This window comes from Nostoc sp. 2RC (genome assembly GCF_014222165.1).
Taxonomy (GTDB): domain Bacteria; phylum Cyanobacteriota; class Cyanobacteriia; order Cyanobacteriales; family Nostocaceae; genus Nostoc; species Nostoc linckia.
In genome coordinates, this window is record NZ_JACKZU010000034.1 from 1 (window position 1) to 17,246 (window position 17,246).

Sequence of the window (17,246 nt, forward strand, 5' to 3'; positions counted from 1 at the left end):
CCCTTCCCCCTCCCCTGCTAGTCTAGAAATAGCCGATACAGAAGAGAGGGAATCGAGAATATGCCGCACACAATTGTTACAGAAGTCTGTGAAGGTGTAGCTGACTGCGTAGGTGCCTGTCCGGTAGCTTGCATTCATGAAGGGCCAGGGAAAAATGTTAAGGGAACCGATTGGTACTGGATTGACTTTGCCACCTGCATTGACTGTGGTATATGTCTCCAAGTTTGCCCAGTGGAAGGAGCAATTCTTCCAGAAGAACGACCGGAGTTGCAAAAAACTCCGGAATAGTTCATAGTCAGTGGTCAGTTGTCAGTTGTTTTTTGCCAATGACCACTGACAAAGCGCAAAGTCCAGCCACTGCGTTCCTGTCGCCTTGCGTCGGAAAGCAAGTGGCGTTGAGCGCTGGCTTCCAGCGATAGGAACTTTGTAAGAGAGGACAAATGACGAATCACAAACGACACATGACAAATGACTATTTACTGGAAGTTCAAAACGTCCACGCCGGATATATCAAAGATGTAGATATCCTCCAAGGCGTGAATTTTAACGTTGCACCAGGGGAATTGGTAACAGTAATTGGCCCTAATGGTGCTGGTAAATCTACTTTGGCAAAAACAATTTTTGGGCTTTTAATCCCTCACACTGGCACAATTACCTTTAAAGGTGAAAACATTGTGGGGCTAAAGTCGAACCAAATTGTCCAACGGGGAATGTGCTACGTACCGCAAATAGTTAATGTTTTCCCCTCCCTTAGTATCGAAGAAAACTTGGAGATGGGTGCTTTTGTCCTCAATGTTCCTTTGAAACCACTCAAAGATAAAATATTTACTATGTTTCCGAGACTGAGCGATCGCCGCAATCAACGCGCTGGTACTTTATCTGGAGGCGAACGCCAGATGCTAGCGATGGGCAAAGCTTTGATGTTGGAACCTAGTTTGCTAATTTTGGATGAACCTTCTGCTGCTTTATCACCAATCTTAGTAACACAAGTTTTTGAGCAGATTAAACAAATTAATCAAACCGGTACTGCCATCGTATTAGTAGAACAAAATGCCCGCAAGGCCTTAGAAATGGCTCATCGGGGATATGTACTAGAATCTGGACGCGATGCTATCTCCGGCCCCGGTCAAGAATTATTAAATGACCCGAAAGTTGGCGAACTTTATCTGGGAGCAGGTAAAAGACATTAAATGTAGCAGAATCCAGGAGTTTCGGGGCGGGAGTAGGTAGTAGGGTCGTAACTTTGACCATTGGTGTCAACTTCAGCTTAAACGCTTCTCCCACAGCCGTTTTACCCCACCCCTCAATCCCCTCCCCGCGCGCGGGGAGGGGAGGTTTTGCGTTAACAAAGCCGGGGTGGGGTGACTCTCGATTAGTTATACCATTTTGGATTTTAGATTTTAGATTTTGGATTGTGAAACAGTTAGTAGTAATCACTTTTGGCTATACATCTGTCGCAATCATTTTTCAAATTGGTATTAGTAATTGAGTAAGTTTGCTCTAACGTTATTACAAGGATTTTACGTTAAGTTGACACCAATGAACTCCCGACTCCCCTCTGTTGACGGTTCACAGTCAACAGTCAACAGTCTCCTATAGAATATTTTTTACTTGCAAATCCCTAAATATTTACGAACTCAAATTGGCAGCGCCGAAAGTAGCGTTAAACTTGCGACACCAAATAGCTACAGATTTATAGTCAGCTAAATTGATGTTTTGAGGAATGGAATAAGCTTGTGCCCCACTATATTTTTGTAAAGGAGCAATAACAATATAGTCTCCATTTTTTAAGGGATAAGATGGGGGTTTAGTTGAATTGATAACGTTATCTGAACGATGCAAAACTACTACCAAATCTGGCCCTGATTCAGATGTCTTAAAGGAGCGATCGAATTCTAGAAATGATTTACCATCTTTGTTATTAATCCGGACTGTTCCTTGAGTAGCATGTTCTCCGGAAACAAACTTACCTGACTCGATGGCGGTTGAATTTTGAGATTGCCCTGATTGTGCTAAAGGTTTGGTCTGAGTTGAAGATGGCAAAACAGACGCATTCACATCCCCAGGAGTTTGACTAACCTCTTTGTTTGATACTTCTGTGGTACAGCTAGCTACGTTAAAAGAAAATAAACTGAGAATTAACAAATGTTTAATTTTCATGAATTCAATACTCAAGACATCAATTAGTAATATAGCTTTTGGCTTGAATTTTCAACATTTTTATTGGTAATTGATAATAATTTTAAAATATCTTCTTATGTATACCTGAATTTAACTGAATTTAACTGAATTTGAAAAGTCCTGAATTTAACTCAACTATTGATGTAAAAAAGCAAAAATACTATAAACAATATCTGTAAAATAGTTTTCTAGATGTAACAAACAAAAATCAAAAAAATCAAAATGCCTGTAAAACAAGGAGTTTCATCTCATGTCTGCCTAATCACTCAATACGGTTCGGATAAGCAGTATGAACTTCCCTTGTGGTCTGGGAAAAGGTTAAAGGGTAAGGGGATTTGGATGTATTTGAAACCTTTCCCCTTTTCTCTTTAACCGAACCGTATTGCCTAATCACTTATCAAAAAACTCTCCGTATCCGTCTGAATGGTAAGTCTTTAAACGGACATGATATCACCTTTTATTCGTACCATCTTGCTCTGATGAATAGTATTTTCAATTGACATAACATTTAGGTAATGGTGAAAATCATGGCAATATCCTATAATTTTAGGACTTACGCAAAAATTACCAAAAAGCTTGATTTAACGTAGACGGGTTGGCGAAGCGGTAGCGACGAAGGAGCGTCAACGGCTTACCGAAGGCTACTGCCAAGACGCCAAGAACGCCAAGAGTTCGTAGAGTGTGCGTAAGTCCTAAATTCAAATGTTTTTGTCCCATTCCATACGATTACAGGTACTGGTGGGACGTAACGTCGATATTGTCATTGCGACGAACTGAAATACAGTTAATAAAGGGTTAAAAACTTCACATTTATTTAATTTTACCTACGACTGTAAGTCGATCAATCCTGGTAATATCAACATCATGATGTTTTCTAAAACACTATGCTCTATTGCTGCGATCGCAACCATAATATCGAAAATGCAGTCAAATTGCAGACATGTTGCGGGAAAATTTCACTTAAAAATATGAAACATTTTTCGTCGAGGGAGAAATATAAACCAAAATATTTGTCCAACATAGTAAAAAATTGGTATTTCTGAATCAGAAGATGAAATTACAAGATTATGCTTATTTTTCTTTGTGTCTAAGAAACCGGGAACGCCTAAAGGCGAATGCGTGGGGCTAATTTATCTTTATGAATCACGAACGCCGAAAACTCTTGTTTGGCAAATCTGACTATTACTGATGGCGTAGAAAATGCATACATAAAATCTGATGCTTAACAAACCCAATTTCAAGCCTTGTTACTCTGTTGCAACCATAGAGCCAGAGCAAGTATTTATCTTATCTGAAAGAGCAACAGTTTTGTTGAGCGATCGCTTGTCTTGTCGTGTAGCTTCTTTAATACAAGATAGTCATTTGAGTGTTGACGAAATTATCGAGTTCATTCAATTGGAACTACTGCAAGAACAACAATTTTCTCAGCAAACAGCCGACTTTTTTCAGAGTGTTCTTGATATCAGTATCAAGACCCAACAAATCCTATTCCAAATGGAACAACAGGGTTATCTAGTTGAACAAGACGATGCAGTGCGATCGCACTTAGCCATTTTCTGCAATCATCTTAATATTAATCCTGCTGTGGCTCTCCGACGGTTGCAGTTAACTAAAGTTGCAGTCAAAGCTACTAAAGGACTTCCTACCGAAGACTTCATCGCTATCCTGAAATCTCTAAATATCCAAGTAGCTGATAACGCAGATTTCACAGTATTCTTAACTGACGATTACCTAGACCCCCAACTAGATGAATTTAATCAACAAGCATTAAAGTCTGCATCTCCCTGGATGCTAGTGAACCCCTTGGGAACAATCATTTGGATAGGGCCTGTATTTCATCCCCACAAAACCGGGTGTTGGCAATGTCTGGCACAACGTTTGCGAGATAATCGACCTGTTGAGACTTTTATCCAAAGGCATAAGCAAATTTCCTTATCCCCTCCTTTAGGATTCTTAACTTCAACAGTGCAAACTGCACTAGGAATGGCAGCTACAGAAGTTTTTAAGTGGATTGTCCAAGGAGAAAATCCCCGATTAGAAGGAACTTTAGTAACCTACGATACCCTGAATCTGCAAAACCAAGACCACATCCTTGTGAAGCGTCCCCAATGTCCCAGCTGTAAACATATAGTTAATGAATTGGAAAACAAACCCCTACCCGTTGTTTTAGAACACCGTCAGAAAACTTTTACTACAGACGGAGGACATCGGTATTGTTCACCACAAGAAACTATAAGAAAATATCAACATCATATCAGCCCCATTACGGGCGTTGTCCGAGAACTGAGCAAAATACCAGGGAATGGCTTAACTCATACTTATATAGCGAAGCATCATTTTAACAATATTTTTGACGATTTAAACAGCTTACGGCAAAACATCGGGGGTAGAAGTGCAGGAAAAGGTAAGACTGATATCCAAGCAATGGCTAGCGGTTTATGTGAAGCGATGGAGCGTTATTCGGGGGTATTTCAGGGAGATGAAATTATATATAAAAATAGTTACCAAAAGCTTGGCGATCGCGCCATTCATCCTAATGCTTGTATGAACTTCAGTCAACAGCAATACGAGTATCGCCACCAATGGAATGCTGAGTGTCAAGGTTGGTTTCAAAAAGTCCCAGAACCTTTTGATATGGAAAGAGAAATTGATTGGACACCAGTTTGGTCTTTAACCCACCAAGAATTCAAATATTTACCCACAGCTTACTGTTATTATGGCTATCCCCAATCCTACCAACCGGACTGTTGGGCGGACTCCAATGGCTGTGCCGCAGGTAATACCCTCGAAGAAGCTATTCTCCAAGGATTTATGGAATTAGTTGAACGGGATTGTGTAGCATTGTGGTGGTATAATCGTCTGCAAAAATCTCAGGTAGATTTAGATAGTTTTGATGAGCCTTATTTTCAAAGCTTGAAAAAATATTACCAAGCAATTGATAGGGAATTGTGGGTGTTAGATATTACTAATGACCTTAACATTCCTACTTTTGCAGCTATTAGTCGCAGAACAAATCGACAACTAGAAGATATTGTCTTAGGTTATGGTGCCCATTTTGACCCGAAGCTTGCTATTAGTCGAGCTTTAACAGAGGTTAACCAAATTCTGCCTAATGTTTTATTGGCTAAAGCAGATGGTAGTACCCAATATCCTCCATCTGCGGATTCCCTAGCTCTAGAATGGTGGAAATCTGCAACTTTAACAAATCAACCTTATTTGCTTCCTGACGATCGAAGTCTCCCCAAAGTCTATACAGATTATCCCCAACTTGCAAGTGACGACCTCTTAGAAGATGTCAAACTTTGCCAACAAATCCTAGAAAAAAATGGTCTAGAAATGCTCGTTCTCGATCAAACTCGTCCCGATGTTGGACTGAGAGTAGCTAAAGTAATTGTGCCAGGAATGCGCCATATGTGGAAACGGTTAGATTCAGGAAGGCTTTATGACATTCCTGTAAAAATGGGTTGGTTGCAAAAGCCTCTGACAGAAGAACAACTCAACCCCTATCCCATGTGGATGTAATTTACATTTAAGCAATAGAAAATAGCTACGGAATTTTTCACCCAATCAAATAGGAATCTTATATGACTGCCTTACTATCACAAACTCTATAGATTTAACTATTACCAATTTCAAAAAAGAATGCAACAGATAAATTGACTCCAACCCAAACACACAAACCAATTCCCAATCCAAAATCCAAAATCTAAAATCTAAAATGGTATATGCTACATGGATATAAAATTATTGATGCTGATTCCCATGTCATAGAGCCTCCGCAGATATGGGCCAAGTACCTCGCCCCGGAATTTAGGGACTTTGCACCCTCACTAGACATGAAAGTTCAAGGGGAAGACATTACACAAAAAATATCTTCACAAGTACGAGAAGAGGGAAATAGGCAAATGATACAGGCTCATCCCCATGCTTATTTTCGTCGCTACGATGTAGAATCTCACCTGCAAGCAATGTTGGAGATGGGAATTGATATAGCCTTTATTTATCCAACTATTGGGCTGTGGCTTTTTGCTATTGATAGTATGCCAAAACAAGTCGTGGGAGCCTTCACCCATGTCTACAACACTTGGTTATACGAAGAATTTTGTAGTTATGCTCCAGACAAATTGAAAGGAGTAGGAGCAATTAATTTTCATGCACCAGAGCAAATGGTGTCGGAATTACATCGCATAGCTAATTTTGGCTGGAAATCTGTCTTTTTACGCCCTAACCCGGTTAAAGGAAGACTATTAAGCGATCCTGCTTATGAGCCATTTTGGTCAGCCTGCGAAGATTTAGACATAGCAGTCGGTATTCATGAAGCCACTCATAGCCGCTTACCCACCACAGGTGCAGATAGATTTCATACTCGTTTTGCCATGCACGCTTGTTCTCATCCGATGGAACAGATGATGGCATTGTTAGCCTTGATTGAAGGCGGAGTGCTAGAACGTCACCCCCGCTTAAGAGTGGGTTTTCTAGAGTCTGGTTGCGGCTGGCTTCCTTACTGGCTTTGGCGACTAGATGAAGAGTACAAAAATTTACATTGGGAAGTCAGAAATCAAGTTAAAATCAAGCCATCAGAGTATTTCTACCGACAGTGTTTTGTCGCCATTGAACCTTCGGAACCTTACTTGCCTCAAATTATCGAATACATCGGTTCAGATAACTTAATCTTCGGCTCTGATTATCCTCACATGGATCATCAGCCGGACATTGTGAACAAACTGATAGACCTTGAGATGCAGTTATCTCAAGAAACAGTGCAAAAGATTGCTTGGGATAATCCCCAGCGTTTTTACGGTTTTGCTTAAAATTTTTCTTGTTTTGTTAACACTAAACAATGACCTTATCATCAAAGCTTGAATCCTTACCTATATGTCACCCGGCGATCGCTACCTTTATCCTTTGTTTAGCATATATGTACTATACTGAGATGCATTTGCCCTGGTATCCCTACTTTCTTCTAAATAGCGAGTTCTTTTTGTTACTGATGATTTACGGTTACACCTCCAAGCCTCTTCTTTCGTTTTGTGCATCAATATTTAGATGCGTTCGCTCTGGGGCAAACTGGGAGTTATCAAGGATGGTATCAAGCTCTCTCTTGAGGAGGATAGTCTGGTAAAGCTAGTTTTGATTACACTGAAGTACGGAGTTACTGCCTAGTGAGGATTGCGTAGTATGGAGGCTAAAAAGCCGTTGGTAATTGATTTTGCTAGGGAAGAAAATACTCAGATGCTTTACCCACATAAAGCTGTGCTCTCTAGTTATACAGCCAATTGGGATGGGCTTTACCTTCAATATCACCACCAGCCACCACAGGAAATATCCGGACATTATTCTAAGCAGCATCGTATAATTGTTCATCATTATCCCCTACCAACACCGAAACTTGAATGGGTAGGAGAACTATCTCAATCCAGCCAAGTAATCCCAGGGACAATTACTATTATTCCTGCAAATACACAAAATGGGGCATATTGGGGTACAGAACACAGTTTTATTGTACTGATTTTTGAATCGGATCTATTTGCACAGCACATTGGTAAATCAACTGATATCGATGAAGTTGAACTATTACCGACTCTGAGTCATCCCGATCCATTGATTTACAGTATTGGGTTAGCCCTCAAAGCCGAACTAGAATCCAATGGAATAGGCAGTCGTTTGTATGTAGATTCCTTAGCGATTGCATTAACCGCACATTTATTGCAGCATTATTCTGCCCAAAAACGTATTCTGTCAATTTCTGAGAGTGGTTTACCGAAAAGTAAGCTGCGAGAAGTAATCGAGTACATCCATCATCATCTCGGTCAAGATTTAACCGTGGCTCAGTTAGCTGCGATCGCTCAGGTAAGTCCAAATTATTTCTCAGCCTTATTCAAACAATCAACCGGACTCGCGCCTCATCAATACGTGCTTCGGTACCGCATAGCTCGCGCCAAGCAGTTGCTACGTGAAGGTGAACTGAGTATTGCAGATATCTCCTATCACCTCGGTTTTTCCCATCAGAGTCATTTCAGCCAGCACTTTAAACGTCTCGTTGGAACCAGTCCCAAAACATTCCTCAAAAGTTAGTAGAATTTTGCTCAAAATTAGAGAAATTTGCAAGACACTGATTCCGAAGATATTGCATACTTAAATTAATTACAGCACTTAAGACTATCATGATTTCCTAGTAAGCAAAGCACAAGAATTAAGAGCTTAGTGTTTTGTGCTTATTAAAGGTTGATTATGAATTAGCTTAAAAATTTTTATAGATGGTTTCCATCAGCAACTATCTCATCCCCTAATTATTTCGTTAACTCTGGCTTTATTTTAACAACCAGCAAAGCCAAATGTGGAGCGGGTTGGAAATTTTCCATAAGTCTATTAGTTTACACATTCATTTTGTAACTTAGGGCATTACTAATACTTGTGAAGACTGAACAATTATCTCCAACTTCTTTTCAACAAATCTCAAATACACTCGCTGAAGAATTAAACCGTCAGATAATAGTTATTCTTGACTTTGGCTCTCAATATTCCGAACTGATTGCTCGTCGAGTTCGTGAAGTCGAGGTTTATTCTGAAGTCCTGTCATACTGCACTAATGCTGATGTGATACGTCAACTAAGCCCCAAGGGGATTATTCTTTCTGGTGGGCCCAATTCTATATATGAAGATGATGTTCCCCAATGCGATCCCAAAATTTGGGATTTAGAAATTCCAATTCTAGGTGTGTGCTACGGTATGCACTTGATGGTGCAGCAACTAGGTGGAGAAGTAGCAAAAACTCAACGAGGTGAATATGGTAAGGCTTCACTGCATATAGATGATTTCACAAACTTACTAACTGACATAGAAAATGGCACAACCATGTGGATGAGCCACGGCGACTCAGTAATTCAAATGCCATCCGGCTTTGAATTATTGGCACATACAGAAAATACTCCATATGCTGCCATTGCCAATCACGAAAAGAAACTCTACGGGGTGCAGTTTCATCCAGAAGTTGCTCATTCCGTTGGTGGTCTTTCCCTCATCAGTAATTTTGTACATCACATCTGTGAATGCAAACCTACTTGGACAACTACTGCTTTTGTTGAAGAAGCAATTCGGGAAATTCGTGGTAGAGTTGGTAACGAACAGGTACTATTGGCGCTTTCTGGAGGAGTAGATTCTTCCGCCCTGGCATTTTTAATGCATAAAGCCATAGGCAATCAGCTTACTTGCGTATTTATCGACCAAGGATTTATGCGTAAGCATGAGCCAGAGCGGTTGCTCAAGCTTTTCAAAGAGCAGTTTCACATTCCTGTAGAGTATGTAGATGCCGGCGCTCACTTCCTCAGCGCTCTGGCTGGGGTCACTGAGCCGGAAAAAAAGCGCCGCATTATCGGACACGAGTTCATCCATGTATTTGAAGAAGTATCCAAACGCCTTGGCCCATTTGACTATCTAGCTCAAGGTACGCTTTATCCAGATGTTATCGAATCTGCTGATACCAATGTTGACCCGCAAACGGGAGAACGGGTAGCAATGAAAATCAAAAGCCACCACAACGTCGGTGGCTTGCCTAAAGACCTGCGATTCAAACTTGTAGAACCATTGCGTAAACTGTTCAAGGATGAAGTTCGCAAAGTTGGACGTTCTCTTGGTTTGCCAGAAGAAATTGTCCAGCGTCAACCTTTCCCTGGCCCTGGTTTGGCAATCCGCATCATAGGCGAAGTCACTGCTGAACGATTAAACATTTTGCGCGATGCCGATTTAATTGTGCGTCAAGAAATTAACAAACACGGCTTATACAACGAATGCTGGCAAGCCTTTGCAGTATTGCTACCAATTCGTAGTGTTGGTGTCATGGGCGATCGACGTACCTATGCTCACCCCATAGTTCTGCGAATTGTTACCAGTGAAGATGGTATGACCGCTGATTGGGCGCGTGTACCTTACAACTTACTGGAAGTTATATCTAACAGGATTGTGAATGAAGTTAAAGGTGTTAACCGAGTGGTTTACGACATTACTTCAAAACCGCCTGGCACAATTGAGTGGGAATAGGATTGGAGGGAATTTTTGAGGTTATATAACTCAAAGCAGAGTTACACAAAAGGGATAAATTTTGTGCTTAGAGTATCAAATTTGAAACTTCAATAATTAACAAGGATGATAGCTATGATTGAACATGCAAGTCCCATAAGTGGAATCGCGGCATATAAGTCTGATTATGTTGCTACGGCGGGATATGACAATTTTCTTCTTCTTTGGAACCCAAAAAACAAGCAATGCATAGCAAAAGCTGTTCACGATCACTTGGCTAACCAGTGTAGTTTCAGTTCATGTGGAAAGTATTTGGTAAGTTCCAGTAGCGACTACACTGCCAGACTTTGGGAAATTCCTACTCTAAAATTACTTGCTGTTTTTGCCGATCAGCGAGATGACGTTGAAATGACTGTCATAAATCACCAAAGCAAACTTGTTGCCACTGCTTCACGAGATAAGTTTGTTAGGATTTACGATGTCGAAGGAAGGCTTAAGCATAGACTCGAAGGACATACAGCTGATGTCATTTCAGTGGAATGGCTTAATAATCGCAATGAAGTTATTTCCAGCAGTGATGATGGTACTGTTAAGCGTTGGAATGCAGAAACTGGTGACCTTCTTGAAAATTACGATCTAGACGGTGTAGAGACTGATACAATTGCCATATCCAGAGAGGGAATTATTTATGCAGGTAATGATGAGGGAGAGATCATCATTATTGGCGATCCAGAAAAAAAATATGTCAAAGCTCATAACGCTGGGATTAAGCGATTGGCATATAATTCAGAACGACAAGCCCTAGCAAGCCTAAGCTATGACAGAACTCTGAAAATTTGGCAGGTAACTACTGATGGTTCTTTAGAATTGAAAGCCTCAGCAAATCTTCCGCAAATTGTTTGGCCTCGCTCCTGTACTTTTATCGGAGATTCTCAAATCGTTTTTGGGACTTTTGGTACTAGCTATGCTGTATACAATTACAAAAGCGGTACCTGGGATTTGAAAAGTATTAATCCTACATCTGGTTTGAACGCAGTTACCCCATACGGGGATGGATACCTTGCAGTTGGTGATGCTGGTATTATCTTCCAAGACGGTAATAAACTCACAGAACTTGGTAGCTTGTGCAACTTTTTGACTCAATTTGGGGCTACAGTCGTTTCTGGAGGACAGTCTGGACAAATATTTGATGCATTGTCGGGTAAAGTACTTTATCAGCATCGATCGCCCCTCAATTGTGGCGCAACTTTCTACAAAGATGGAGCCATACACCTGATCGTTGGTACTTACACAGGTGAAGGCTTAGTTTTTAAGCAAGATAGTTCGAGAAATATTTTCTTTGTGGATGAAATCAAGCTACACAAAAACGCGATCAAGGGTATTGCATGTTCCAAAGATACTATCTTTTCTGTTTGTGCTGATACATCGGCAGCATTTCACTCAATAGACGATTTCAGTTGTTTGAAATACGTTGAGCAAGCACACAATAAGATTGCCAATGGTTGTGCATTTCTACCCGATAATCAGTTTGCAAGTATAAGTAGAGACCTGCACCTAAGAATTTGGAAAGAATTCGAGATTGAGAAGATTGCAACTCCTCACACTCATTCCATTAAATGTATTGCCAGCTCGAAAGAAGGTCACTACCTAGCAACTGCAAGCTATAACGGGCGGATTGCAATTTACTGTGTAACTTCTAGAGATTGGATTATCGTGGAGAGACCAACGACTGCGGGAATTTCTTCTCTAGCATTTGACTCTATCAAGAATCAGTTTCTTGCAAGTTCATACGATGGCAAAGTCTATAAGATTTCTGTACCCTCACAAAGCTAATAGGAGGAGATATATGTCTTTTAGGCTAACAGAGGGATTTTCTTTTGGTGGGGTTCTCTCAAAAACTGTCCCTCCAGAGTTGAGCAATGAAGTCACCCCATGGATACCGGAGAAAGAACGCAACGATCGCTATTGGATGGAGCAAGCTCTTCTAACATCAATGAATAGCGTAGGTATTGCCAATCCCAATCCAGCAGTGGGCTGTGTCATAGTACGTAACGGTGTTGAAATAGCGCGGGGTTCGACATTGGCTTTCGGAGGTAAACATGCAGAGAGAGTTGCTATTGAAAGTATCAGCGACAAATCTCTATTACAAGGAGCATGTGCTTACGTTACACTAGAGCCGTGTTCTCACTTCGGTAAGCAACCTCCCTGTACACAAACTCTTATAGAAAGTGGTATTGCACGCTGTGTAGTTGCTTTAGCCGATCCTAATCCCCTTGTTAACTGGGATGGAATTAGACTACTCAAAGATAAAGGAATTGAAGTCTGTCTGGGTCTTTGTGCATCTGAAGCAATGGCTTGGAACTACAACTTCATCATGTCACAACTTTTGAACAGACCCATTTTTGCTGGAAAATGGGCCCAGACCCTCGACGGACATCTAGCAGATGATGAATTTACTTCCAAGTGGATTTCAGGTTCCTCATCTAGAGCTTACACTCACTGGTTAAGACAAAAGTATGACGCAATTTTAGTTGGAGCAGGAACTGTTTTACGTGATATACCAGAGCTGTCTGTGAGATCGTGTTCCCAGCCGATCAATCGCCAGCCCATGAAGATTGTGTTTGACCCAAAAGGGAGATTGCTAAATTGCTCAGAACATATTCAAAAACAGCTTTCTGAAAAGTTTTTAGCATCATCTACACCTCTGATTATTTTTACTCAAGAGAAATTTTTAGTCTCACCTCAGAATTCCTGGGCTGAGTCTCTCAAAGAGTCTGAACACATTCTTTTTCTAACCTTCAAAGAAGAGGATTATTTTTGGGAAAAAATCGTAGATTACCTGAACTCAGAAGTTGTTAAGAGGCATTTTGGAAAACCGTTACAAAGTATTCTGGTGGAGGGGGGTTCCAAATTACTCACACAGTTGCTCGCTGCAAATCTACTCGATATTTGTCATGTTTTTATAGCACCAATTTTGATAGGAGGAGTTGCAAATAGAATTATGAATCCTCTGAGTTTATCTTTAGAGGAAACGGCCTTTACTTCGTCAAAGTATGCAGGAGGAAAATTGTCTTTAGCCAGCCAATATAAATTGGTTGCTCAGAATCGTTTAGGCAACGACATTTGTATGGAATTTATTCCCCAATATTTGGCAGAAGAATTAGTTCGGAGAAATATTTTTCCATGAGTATTCCTACTAAAGTGTCAATTGATGCATCTCAAATTAATATTATTTCTGCTCGCAAGGCAATGGGGCTACCAGAGCATTATGTGTCTGGGGTCACTGAAACTGAACAGCTAGACTTTGAGTATGTTCGCAGACTCAAAGTTACTGAGCTTGCAAGTATGGCTGAAAATTCAAAAGTGCCCTTTAAAACACGTTATGCAGCGGGTACAATGTTGGCACTTCTTGGAGATCCCAGGATTCAAGTTTTTGAACCTAGTATGATATTCATACCAGGCGATCGAGCCAAGATCGGTTTAAGTTGGGCACGTGTTTCTGAAGTTGCTGAGATGTACCGCGATCTTGGAGTTATTCCTTCTTGGATAGAGAAAGAAGCACCTCAGTTTGAGACAACTGTTCAATCATTTAAGATAGCTAAGTATCCAGTAACAAATGTTGAGTACTTAGCCTTTCTTAAGGATACTCAACACCCACATATACCCACATCATGGCAGTTTGGTTGCTTTCCTATGACACGTGCCAACCATCCTGTATATACGGTTTCACCGGAGTCTGCTGATGCATATGCACAGTGGTTAAGTAACAAAACAAATAGGCAATTCAGATTACCTTCGGAAATCGAATGGGAGTATGCTGCTGGGGGATCGGCAAGTCTTGAGTTTCCCTGGGGTGAGGAATATTTAGACGATCGCGCTAACACCGTAGAAAGTGGCATTCTCTCAACTACTCCTGTTGGTATTTATCCCAAAGGTAATTCAATTTTTGGTGTATCAGACTTAGCTGGAAATGTTGAGGAATACGTCTGTGATAATTACTGGGCATACCCTGGATCTAAAAAAATTGAGGACGATCTGATGCAGACTGTAGGTTCTTCTTACCGCATTGCTAGGGGAGGGAGTTTTACCCGATTTCGTGATTTAGCGCGTTGCAAACGTCGGCACGGCTGGTTTCCGAAAGATATCTACATTATGGGATTTAGATTGGCAGAAACAGTCTAAGGTCATAAGGAAATTGTTGACATACTTCGTTAATTGTGATTTAAATTTTAAGGAGCCAAGAACAATGGTTGTAAATTCCCACAATTCAATTGATTTGACAGCTAGTGACATTATCAGCATGAGTGACTCTTTTCAAGAGTCTGCTATATTGCAATTTGCCAACACCTCAGGACTTTTTGAACTCCTAAAAGAGCCAGTCACAGCAGAAACAATCTCACAATCAAAAGGCTGGTTGTTGCGGAAAACAACACTTCTTCTGAATGTACTAACTTCACTCAGTGTAGTCGTGAAAAGCGACGATAAATACTCCAATACTCCATCGACAAATCGAGTTTTAACCAAGGATGGGCCAGGTTATGTGGGAGCTTTAATAGAACATCAACGGTTACAATGGCAGTTGTGGAGCAAGATTGGTGAAGTTATTTCTTCTGAGGAACCCATCGAGGGTCAGCAAGAACTAAAACTCAAGAAAGACCCACATGCTAACGATGCATTCAATCAGGCAATGTTACAACTGTCAAAGGAAAACATCGCCAGCATCGTTGCACTGCCGGAAATGGAAGGCGAGAAGTATATTCTCGATCTTGCTGGTGGTCATGGTACGTATCTGTCAGCGATCGCTAAATACAATCCACATATCACTGGGCAGGTTTGGGATTTTGCAACTGCACGTGAAGCAGCTCAACATGTCTTTGCCGATTATGGTGTAGAAAACCAGATTGAGTTTCGAGAAGCTGATATCAGCAAAGCATCTTCATATGAAGGTGTGAAAGCTGACATAGCGATGCTCAATGACTGTCTGCATTATTTCGAGCAAGAGACAGTGGTTCAGATTTTATCACAAGTAGCCGGAGTTCTTCGCAAGGGTGGTACACTCCTGATTACAACAATATATATGGATAGAGATTGCGTCACACCCGCAGCAGCAGCAGGTTTTTCTTTTTACATGATGATGAATACTGCACATGGTCAATTGCATCCGACTCCATGGCTCGTTGACCAGATGGAAAACATTGGTTTCAATGTTGAAGTGAGGAATTTTGGCAGAGTTGGAACTAAAGGCGGAAAGTACGTCTTGATTATCGGACAACGGAAGTAGACTTGTGAATTTGACTTTTGAAAATTGGGCGTTGCATATTTGTAGGATGAATTCAGCAGCAAGCAGCACAATTCCATAATGAAGATGATGCAGTAACAATCTAAATTAATAGCGCCAGGACATCCACTGATTGATTTGGAACAGCAAAATAATGATGATGCCCAACCATACCGCTAACCGTGCAAATTTGCAATTCTTCGATCTGAACCTGACTAAATCTGGTGATTGGCGTGGGGACTGTGGTAAATTAGACGATTTTGACAAACAAGTAGAGGCTTGTGGTGTTTTTGGCATCTATGCACCAGGAGAAGACGTTGCCAAACTAACGTACTTTGGATTGTACGCTCTCCAACACCGGGGGCAAGAATCAGCTGGCATTGCTACATTTGATGGTGAGCAATTACATCTATATAAAGATGTAGGTTTAGTGTCTCAAGTTTTTAACGAATCAATTTTCAAAGATCTACCTGGTAGTATAGCCATAGGTCACACTCGTTACTCAACTACAGGCTCTAATAACCAAGCCAATGCTCAACCAGTTGTTGTGTATAGCCACCTATTTCCATTGGCTGTTGCACATAATGGTAACTTAGTCAATACTTTACAATTGCGAGATGAGTTGCTTAAGAACAATTGCAACTTGGTGACTACAAGTGATTCAGAAATGATAGCTTTAGCGATCGCTGAAGAAATCAACGCTGGTGCAGATTGCTTAGAAGCTTCAATCAAAGCATTTCACCGTTGCCAAGGAGCTTTTAGTTTAGTCATTGGCACTCCTGTTGGTGTCATGGGTGTTCGCGACCCCAACGGCATTCGTCCTCTCGTCATTGGCACTTTGGGGAATCATCCAGTCCGTTATGTTCTTGCCTCTGAAACCTGTGCTTTAGACATCATTGGAGCGAAATATCTGCGAGATGTGCAACCGGGTGAATTAGTTTGGATTACCGAAGAAGGTTTAGCTTCTTATTTCTGGAGTCAAAAATCGCAACGGAAGTTGTGTATCTTTGAGATGATTTACTTCTCTCGCCCTGATAGCATCATGCACAACGAGAGTTTGTACAGTTATCGGCTCCGCTTAGGGCAACGACTGGCTAAAGAATCTCCTGCTGATGCCGATATTGTCATTGGTGTTCCTGATTCGGGTATTCCTGCGGCTATTGGTTTTTCACAATTTTCTGGCATCCGTTACACAGAAGGACTGATTAAAAATCGCTATGTCGGACGTACTTTTATCGAGCCTACGCAATCTATGCGTGAATTAGGTATCCGTATGAAACTCAATTCCCTCAAAGATATGCTATTCGGTAAGCGAGTGGTGATTGTGGATGATTCAATTGTCCGAGGAACGACTAGCCAGAAACTGGTTAAACTATTACGCCAAACAGGTGTAGTGGAAGTACATATGCGAATTTCCTCGCCTCCAGTAACTTATCCCTGCTTCTATGGCATCGATACCGATAGTCAAGACCAGCTGATCGCTGCAACCAAGTCAGTAGAGGAGATTAGTCAACAAATTGAAGTGGACTCTCTAAGCTATCTAAGTTACCAAGGAATGCTGGAAGAGACGCGAGAACATAAGGCTAGTTTTTGTTCGGCTTGTTTTACTGGCGATTATCCAGTTCCCGTTGCTGAACCACTGAAACGTTCTAAATTAACATTAGAAAACCTAGCAAAGACAAGAACTTATCCTACTGGCACATTGAGCGAACATTTTGGTGTCAGCTTAATTAGAACTTGAAAAATTGGCATACTTGCATAAGTTTTGTCA

The 17,246-nt window shown here is 41.0% G+C and carries 12 protein-coding genes; 11 read left to right on the forward strand and 1 reads right to left on the reverse strand.

Features of this window, described 5'->3' with window-relative positions:
- Window positions 1–60 precede the first annotated feature (60 nt).
- Together GNE10_RS06260 and GNE10_RS06265 are read left to right on the forward strand one after the other, a co-directional pair.
- Window positions 61–288: a ferredoxin family protein gene (locus GNE10_RS06260; protein WP_185564126.1), complete on the forward strand. Its 228-nt coding sequence runs from the start codon at window positions 61–63 to the stop codon at window positions 286–288.
- 173 nt (window positions 289–461) lie between these two features.
- A complete protein-coding gene (locus GNE10_RS06265) occupies window positions 462–1,190 on the forward strand; it encodes an ABC transporter ATP-binding protein (RefSeq protein WP_099070022.1) in 729 nt (242 codons plus the stop codon).
- Window positions 1,191–1,629: 439 nt separating this feature from the next.
- On the opposite strand, the gene GNE10_RS06270 is transcribed toward GNE10_RS06265, so the two are convergent.
- Window positions 1,630–2,160 carry a DM13 domain-containing protein gene (locus GNE10_RS06270; RefSeq protein WP_185564127.1) on the reverse strand — a complete coding sequence of 177 codons (531 nt, stop codon included), beginning with the start codon at window positions 2,158–2,160 and terminating at the stop codon, window positions 1,630–1,632.
- Window positions 2,161–3,399: 1,239 nt separating this feature from the next.
- Here GNE10_RS06270 and GNE10_RS06275 point away from each other — a divergent pair.
- The 9 genes from GNE10_RS06275 to purF all read left to right on the forward strand — a co-directional run bounded on the left by GNE10_RS06275 (window position 3,400) and on the right by purF (window position 17,216).
- Complete coding sequence (locus tag GNE10_RS06275) at window positions 3,400–5,703, forward strand: TOMM precursor leader peptide-binding protein (protein ID WP_185564128.1); 2,304 nt, start codon at window positions 3,400–3,402, stop codon at window positions 5,701–5,703.
- A 203-nt stretch (window positions 5,704–5,906) separates the two neighbouring features.
- Window positions 5,907–6,992: an amidohydrolase family protein gene (locus GNE10_RS06280; protein ID WP_185564129.1), complete on the forward strand. Its 1,086-nt coding sequence runs from the start codon at window positions 5,907–5,909 to the stop codon at window positions 6,990–6,992.
- Window positions 6,993–7,359: 367 nt separating this feature from the next.
- Entirely contained in the window at window positions 7,360–8,256 is an 897-nt protein-coding gene (locus GNE10_RS06285) for a helix-turn-helix domain-containing protein (protein WP_185564130.1), read from the forward strand.
- Window positions 8,257–8,634: 378 nt separating this feature from the next.
- Complete coding sequence (gene guaA / locus GNE10_RS06290) at window positions 8,635–10,218, forward strand: glutamine-hydrolyzing GMP synthase (protein ID WP_311774794.1); 1,584 nt, start codon at window positions 8,635–8,637, stop codon at window positions 10,216–10,218.
- Window positions 10,219–10,332: 114 nt separating this feature from the next.
- Complete coding sequence (locus GNE10_RS06295; protein WP_185564132.1) at window positions 10,333–12,030, forward strand: WD40 repeat domain-containing protein; 1,698 nt, start codon at window positions 10,333–10,335, stop codon at window positions 12,028–12,030.
- A 13-nt stretch (window positions 12,031–12,043) separates the two neighbouring features.
- The gene (gene ribD, locus GNE10_RS06300) at window positions 12,044–13,384 is read left to right on the forward strand and encodes a bifunctional diaminohydroxyphosphoribosylaminopyrimidine deaminase/5-amino-6-(5-phosphoribosylamino)uracil reductase RibD (RefSeq protein WP_185564133.1); all 1,341 of its coding nucleotides are present in this window, start codon (window positions 12,044–12,046) and stop codon (window positions 13,382–13,384) included.
- The gene (locus GNE10_RS06305) at window positions 13,381–14,379 is read left to right on the forward strand and encodes an SUMF1/EgtB/PvdO family nonheme iron enzyme (protein ID WP_185564134.1); all 999 of its coding nucleotides are present in this window, start codon (window positions 13,381–13,383) and stop codon (window positions 14,377–14,379) included. Before ribD ends, GNE10_RS06305 begins: the two co-directional genes overlap by 4 nt.
- A gap of 118 nt (window positions 14,380–14,497) precedes the next feature.
- Window positions 14,498–15,478, forward strand: a complete 981-nt coding sequence (locus tag GNE10_RS06310) for a methyltransferase (RefSeq protein WP_221642747.1) — start codon at window positions 14,498–14,500, stop codon at window positions 15,476–15,478.
- Window positions 15,479–15,632: 154 nt separating this feature from the next.
- On the forward strand, window positions 15,633–17,216 hold the full coding sequence (gene purF, locus GNE10_RS06315; protein ID WP_397325007.1) for an amidophosphoribosyltransferase: 1,584 nt from the start codon (window positions 15,633–15,635) through the stop codon (window positions 17,214–17,216).
- Window positions 17,217–17,246 lie beyond the last annotated feature (30 nt).

What these genes read in the sequence shown, in the direction of transcription:
- GNE10_RS06280 (WP_185564129.1), top strand. Translation starts at nt 5,907, where the DNA reads ATGCTACATGGATATAAAATTATTGATGCTGATTCCCATGTCATAGAG.
- GNE10_RS06305 (WP_185564134.1), top strand. Translation starts at nt 13,381, where the DNA reads ATGAGTATTCCTACTAAAGTGTCAATTGATGCATCTCAAATTAATATT.
- purF (WP_397325007.1), top strand. Translation starts at nt 15,633, where the DNA reads ATGATGCCCAACCATACCGCTAACCGTGCAAATTTGCAATTCTTCGAT.
- GNE10_RS06275 (WP_185564128.1), top strand. Translation starts at nt 3,400, where the DNA reads ATGCTTAACAAACCCAATTTCAAGCCTTGTTACTCTGTTGCAACCATA.
- GNE10_RS06285 (WP_185564130.1), top strand. Translation starts at nt 7,360, where the DNA reads ATGGAGGCTAAAAAGCCGTTGGTAATTGATTTTGCTAGGGAAGAAAAT.
- GNE10_RS06260 (WP_185564126.1), top strand. Translation starts at nt 61, where the DNA reads ATGCCGCACACAATTGTTACAGAAGTCTGTGAAGGTGTAGCTGACTGC.
- GNE10_RS06310 (WP_221642747.1), top strand. Translation starts at nt 14,498, where the DNA reads ATGAGTGACTCTTTTCAAGAGTCTGCTATATTGCAATTTGCCAACACC.
- GNE10_RS06265 (WP_099070022.1), top strand. Translation starts at nt 462, where the DNA reads ATGACAAATGACTATTTACTGGAAGTTCAAAACGTCCACGCCGGATAT.
- GNE10_RS06270 (WP_185564127.1), bottom strand. Translation starts at nt 2,160, where the DNA reads ATGAAAATTAAACATTTGTTAATTCTCAGTTTATTTTCTTTTAACGTA.
- GNE10_RS06295 (WP_185564132.1), top strand. Translation starts at nt 10,333, where the DNA reads ATGATTGAACATGCAAGTCCCATAAGTGGAATCGCGGCATATAAGTCT.
- ribD (WP_185564133.1), top strand. Translation starts at nt 12,044, where the DNA reads ATGTCTTTTAGGCTAACAGAGGGATTTTCTTTTGGTGGGGTTCTCTCA.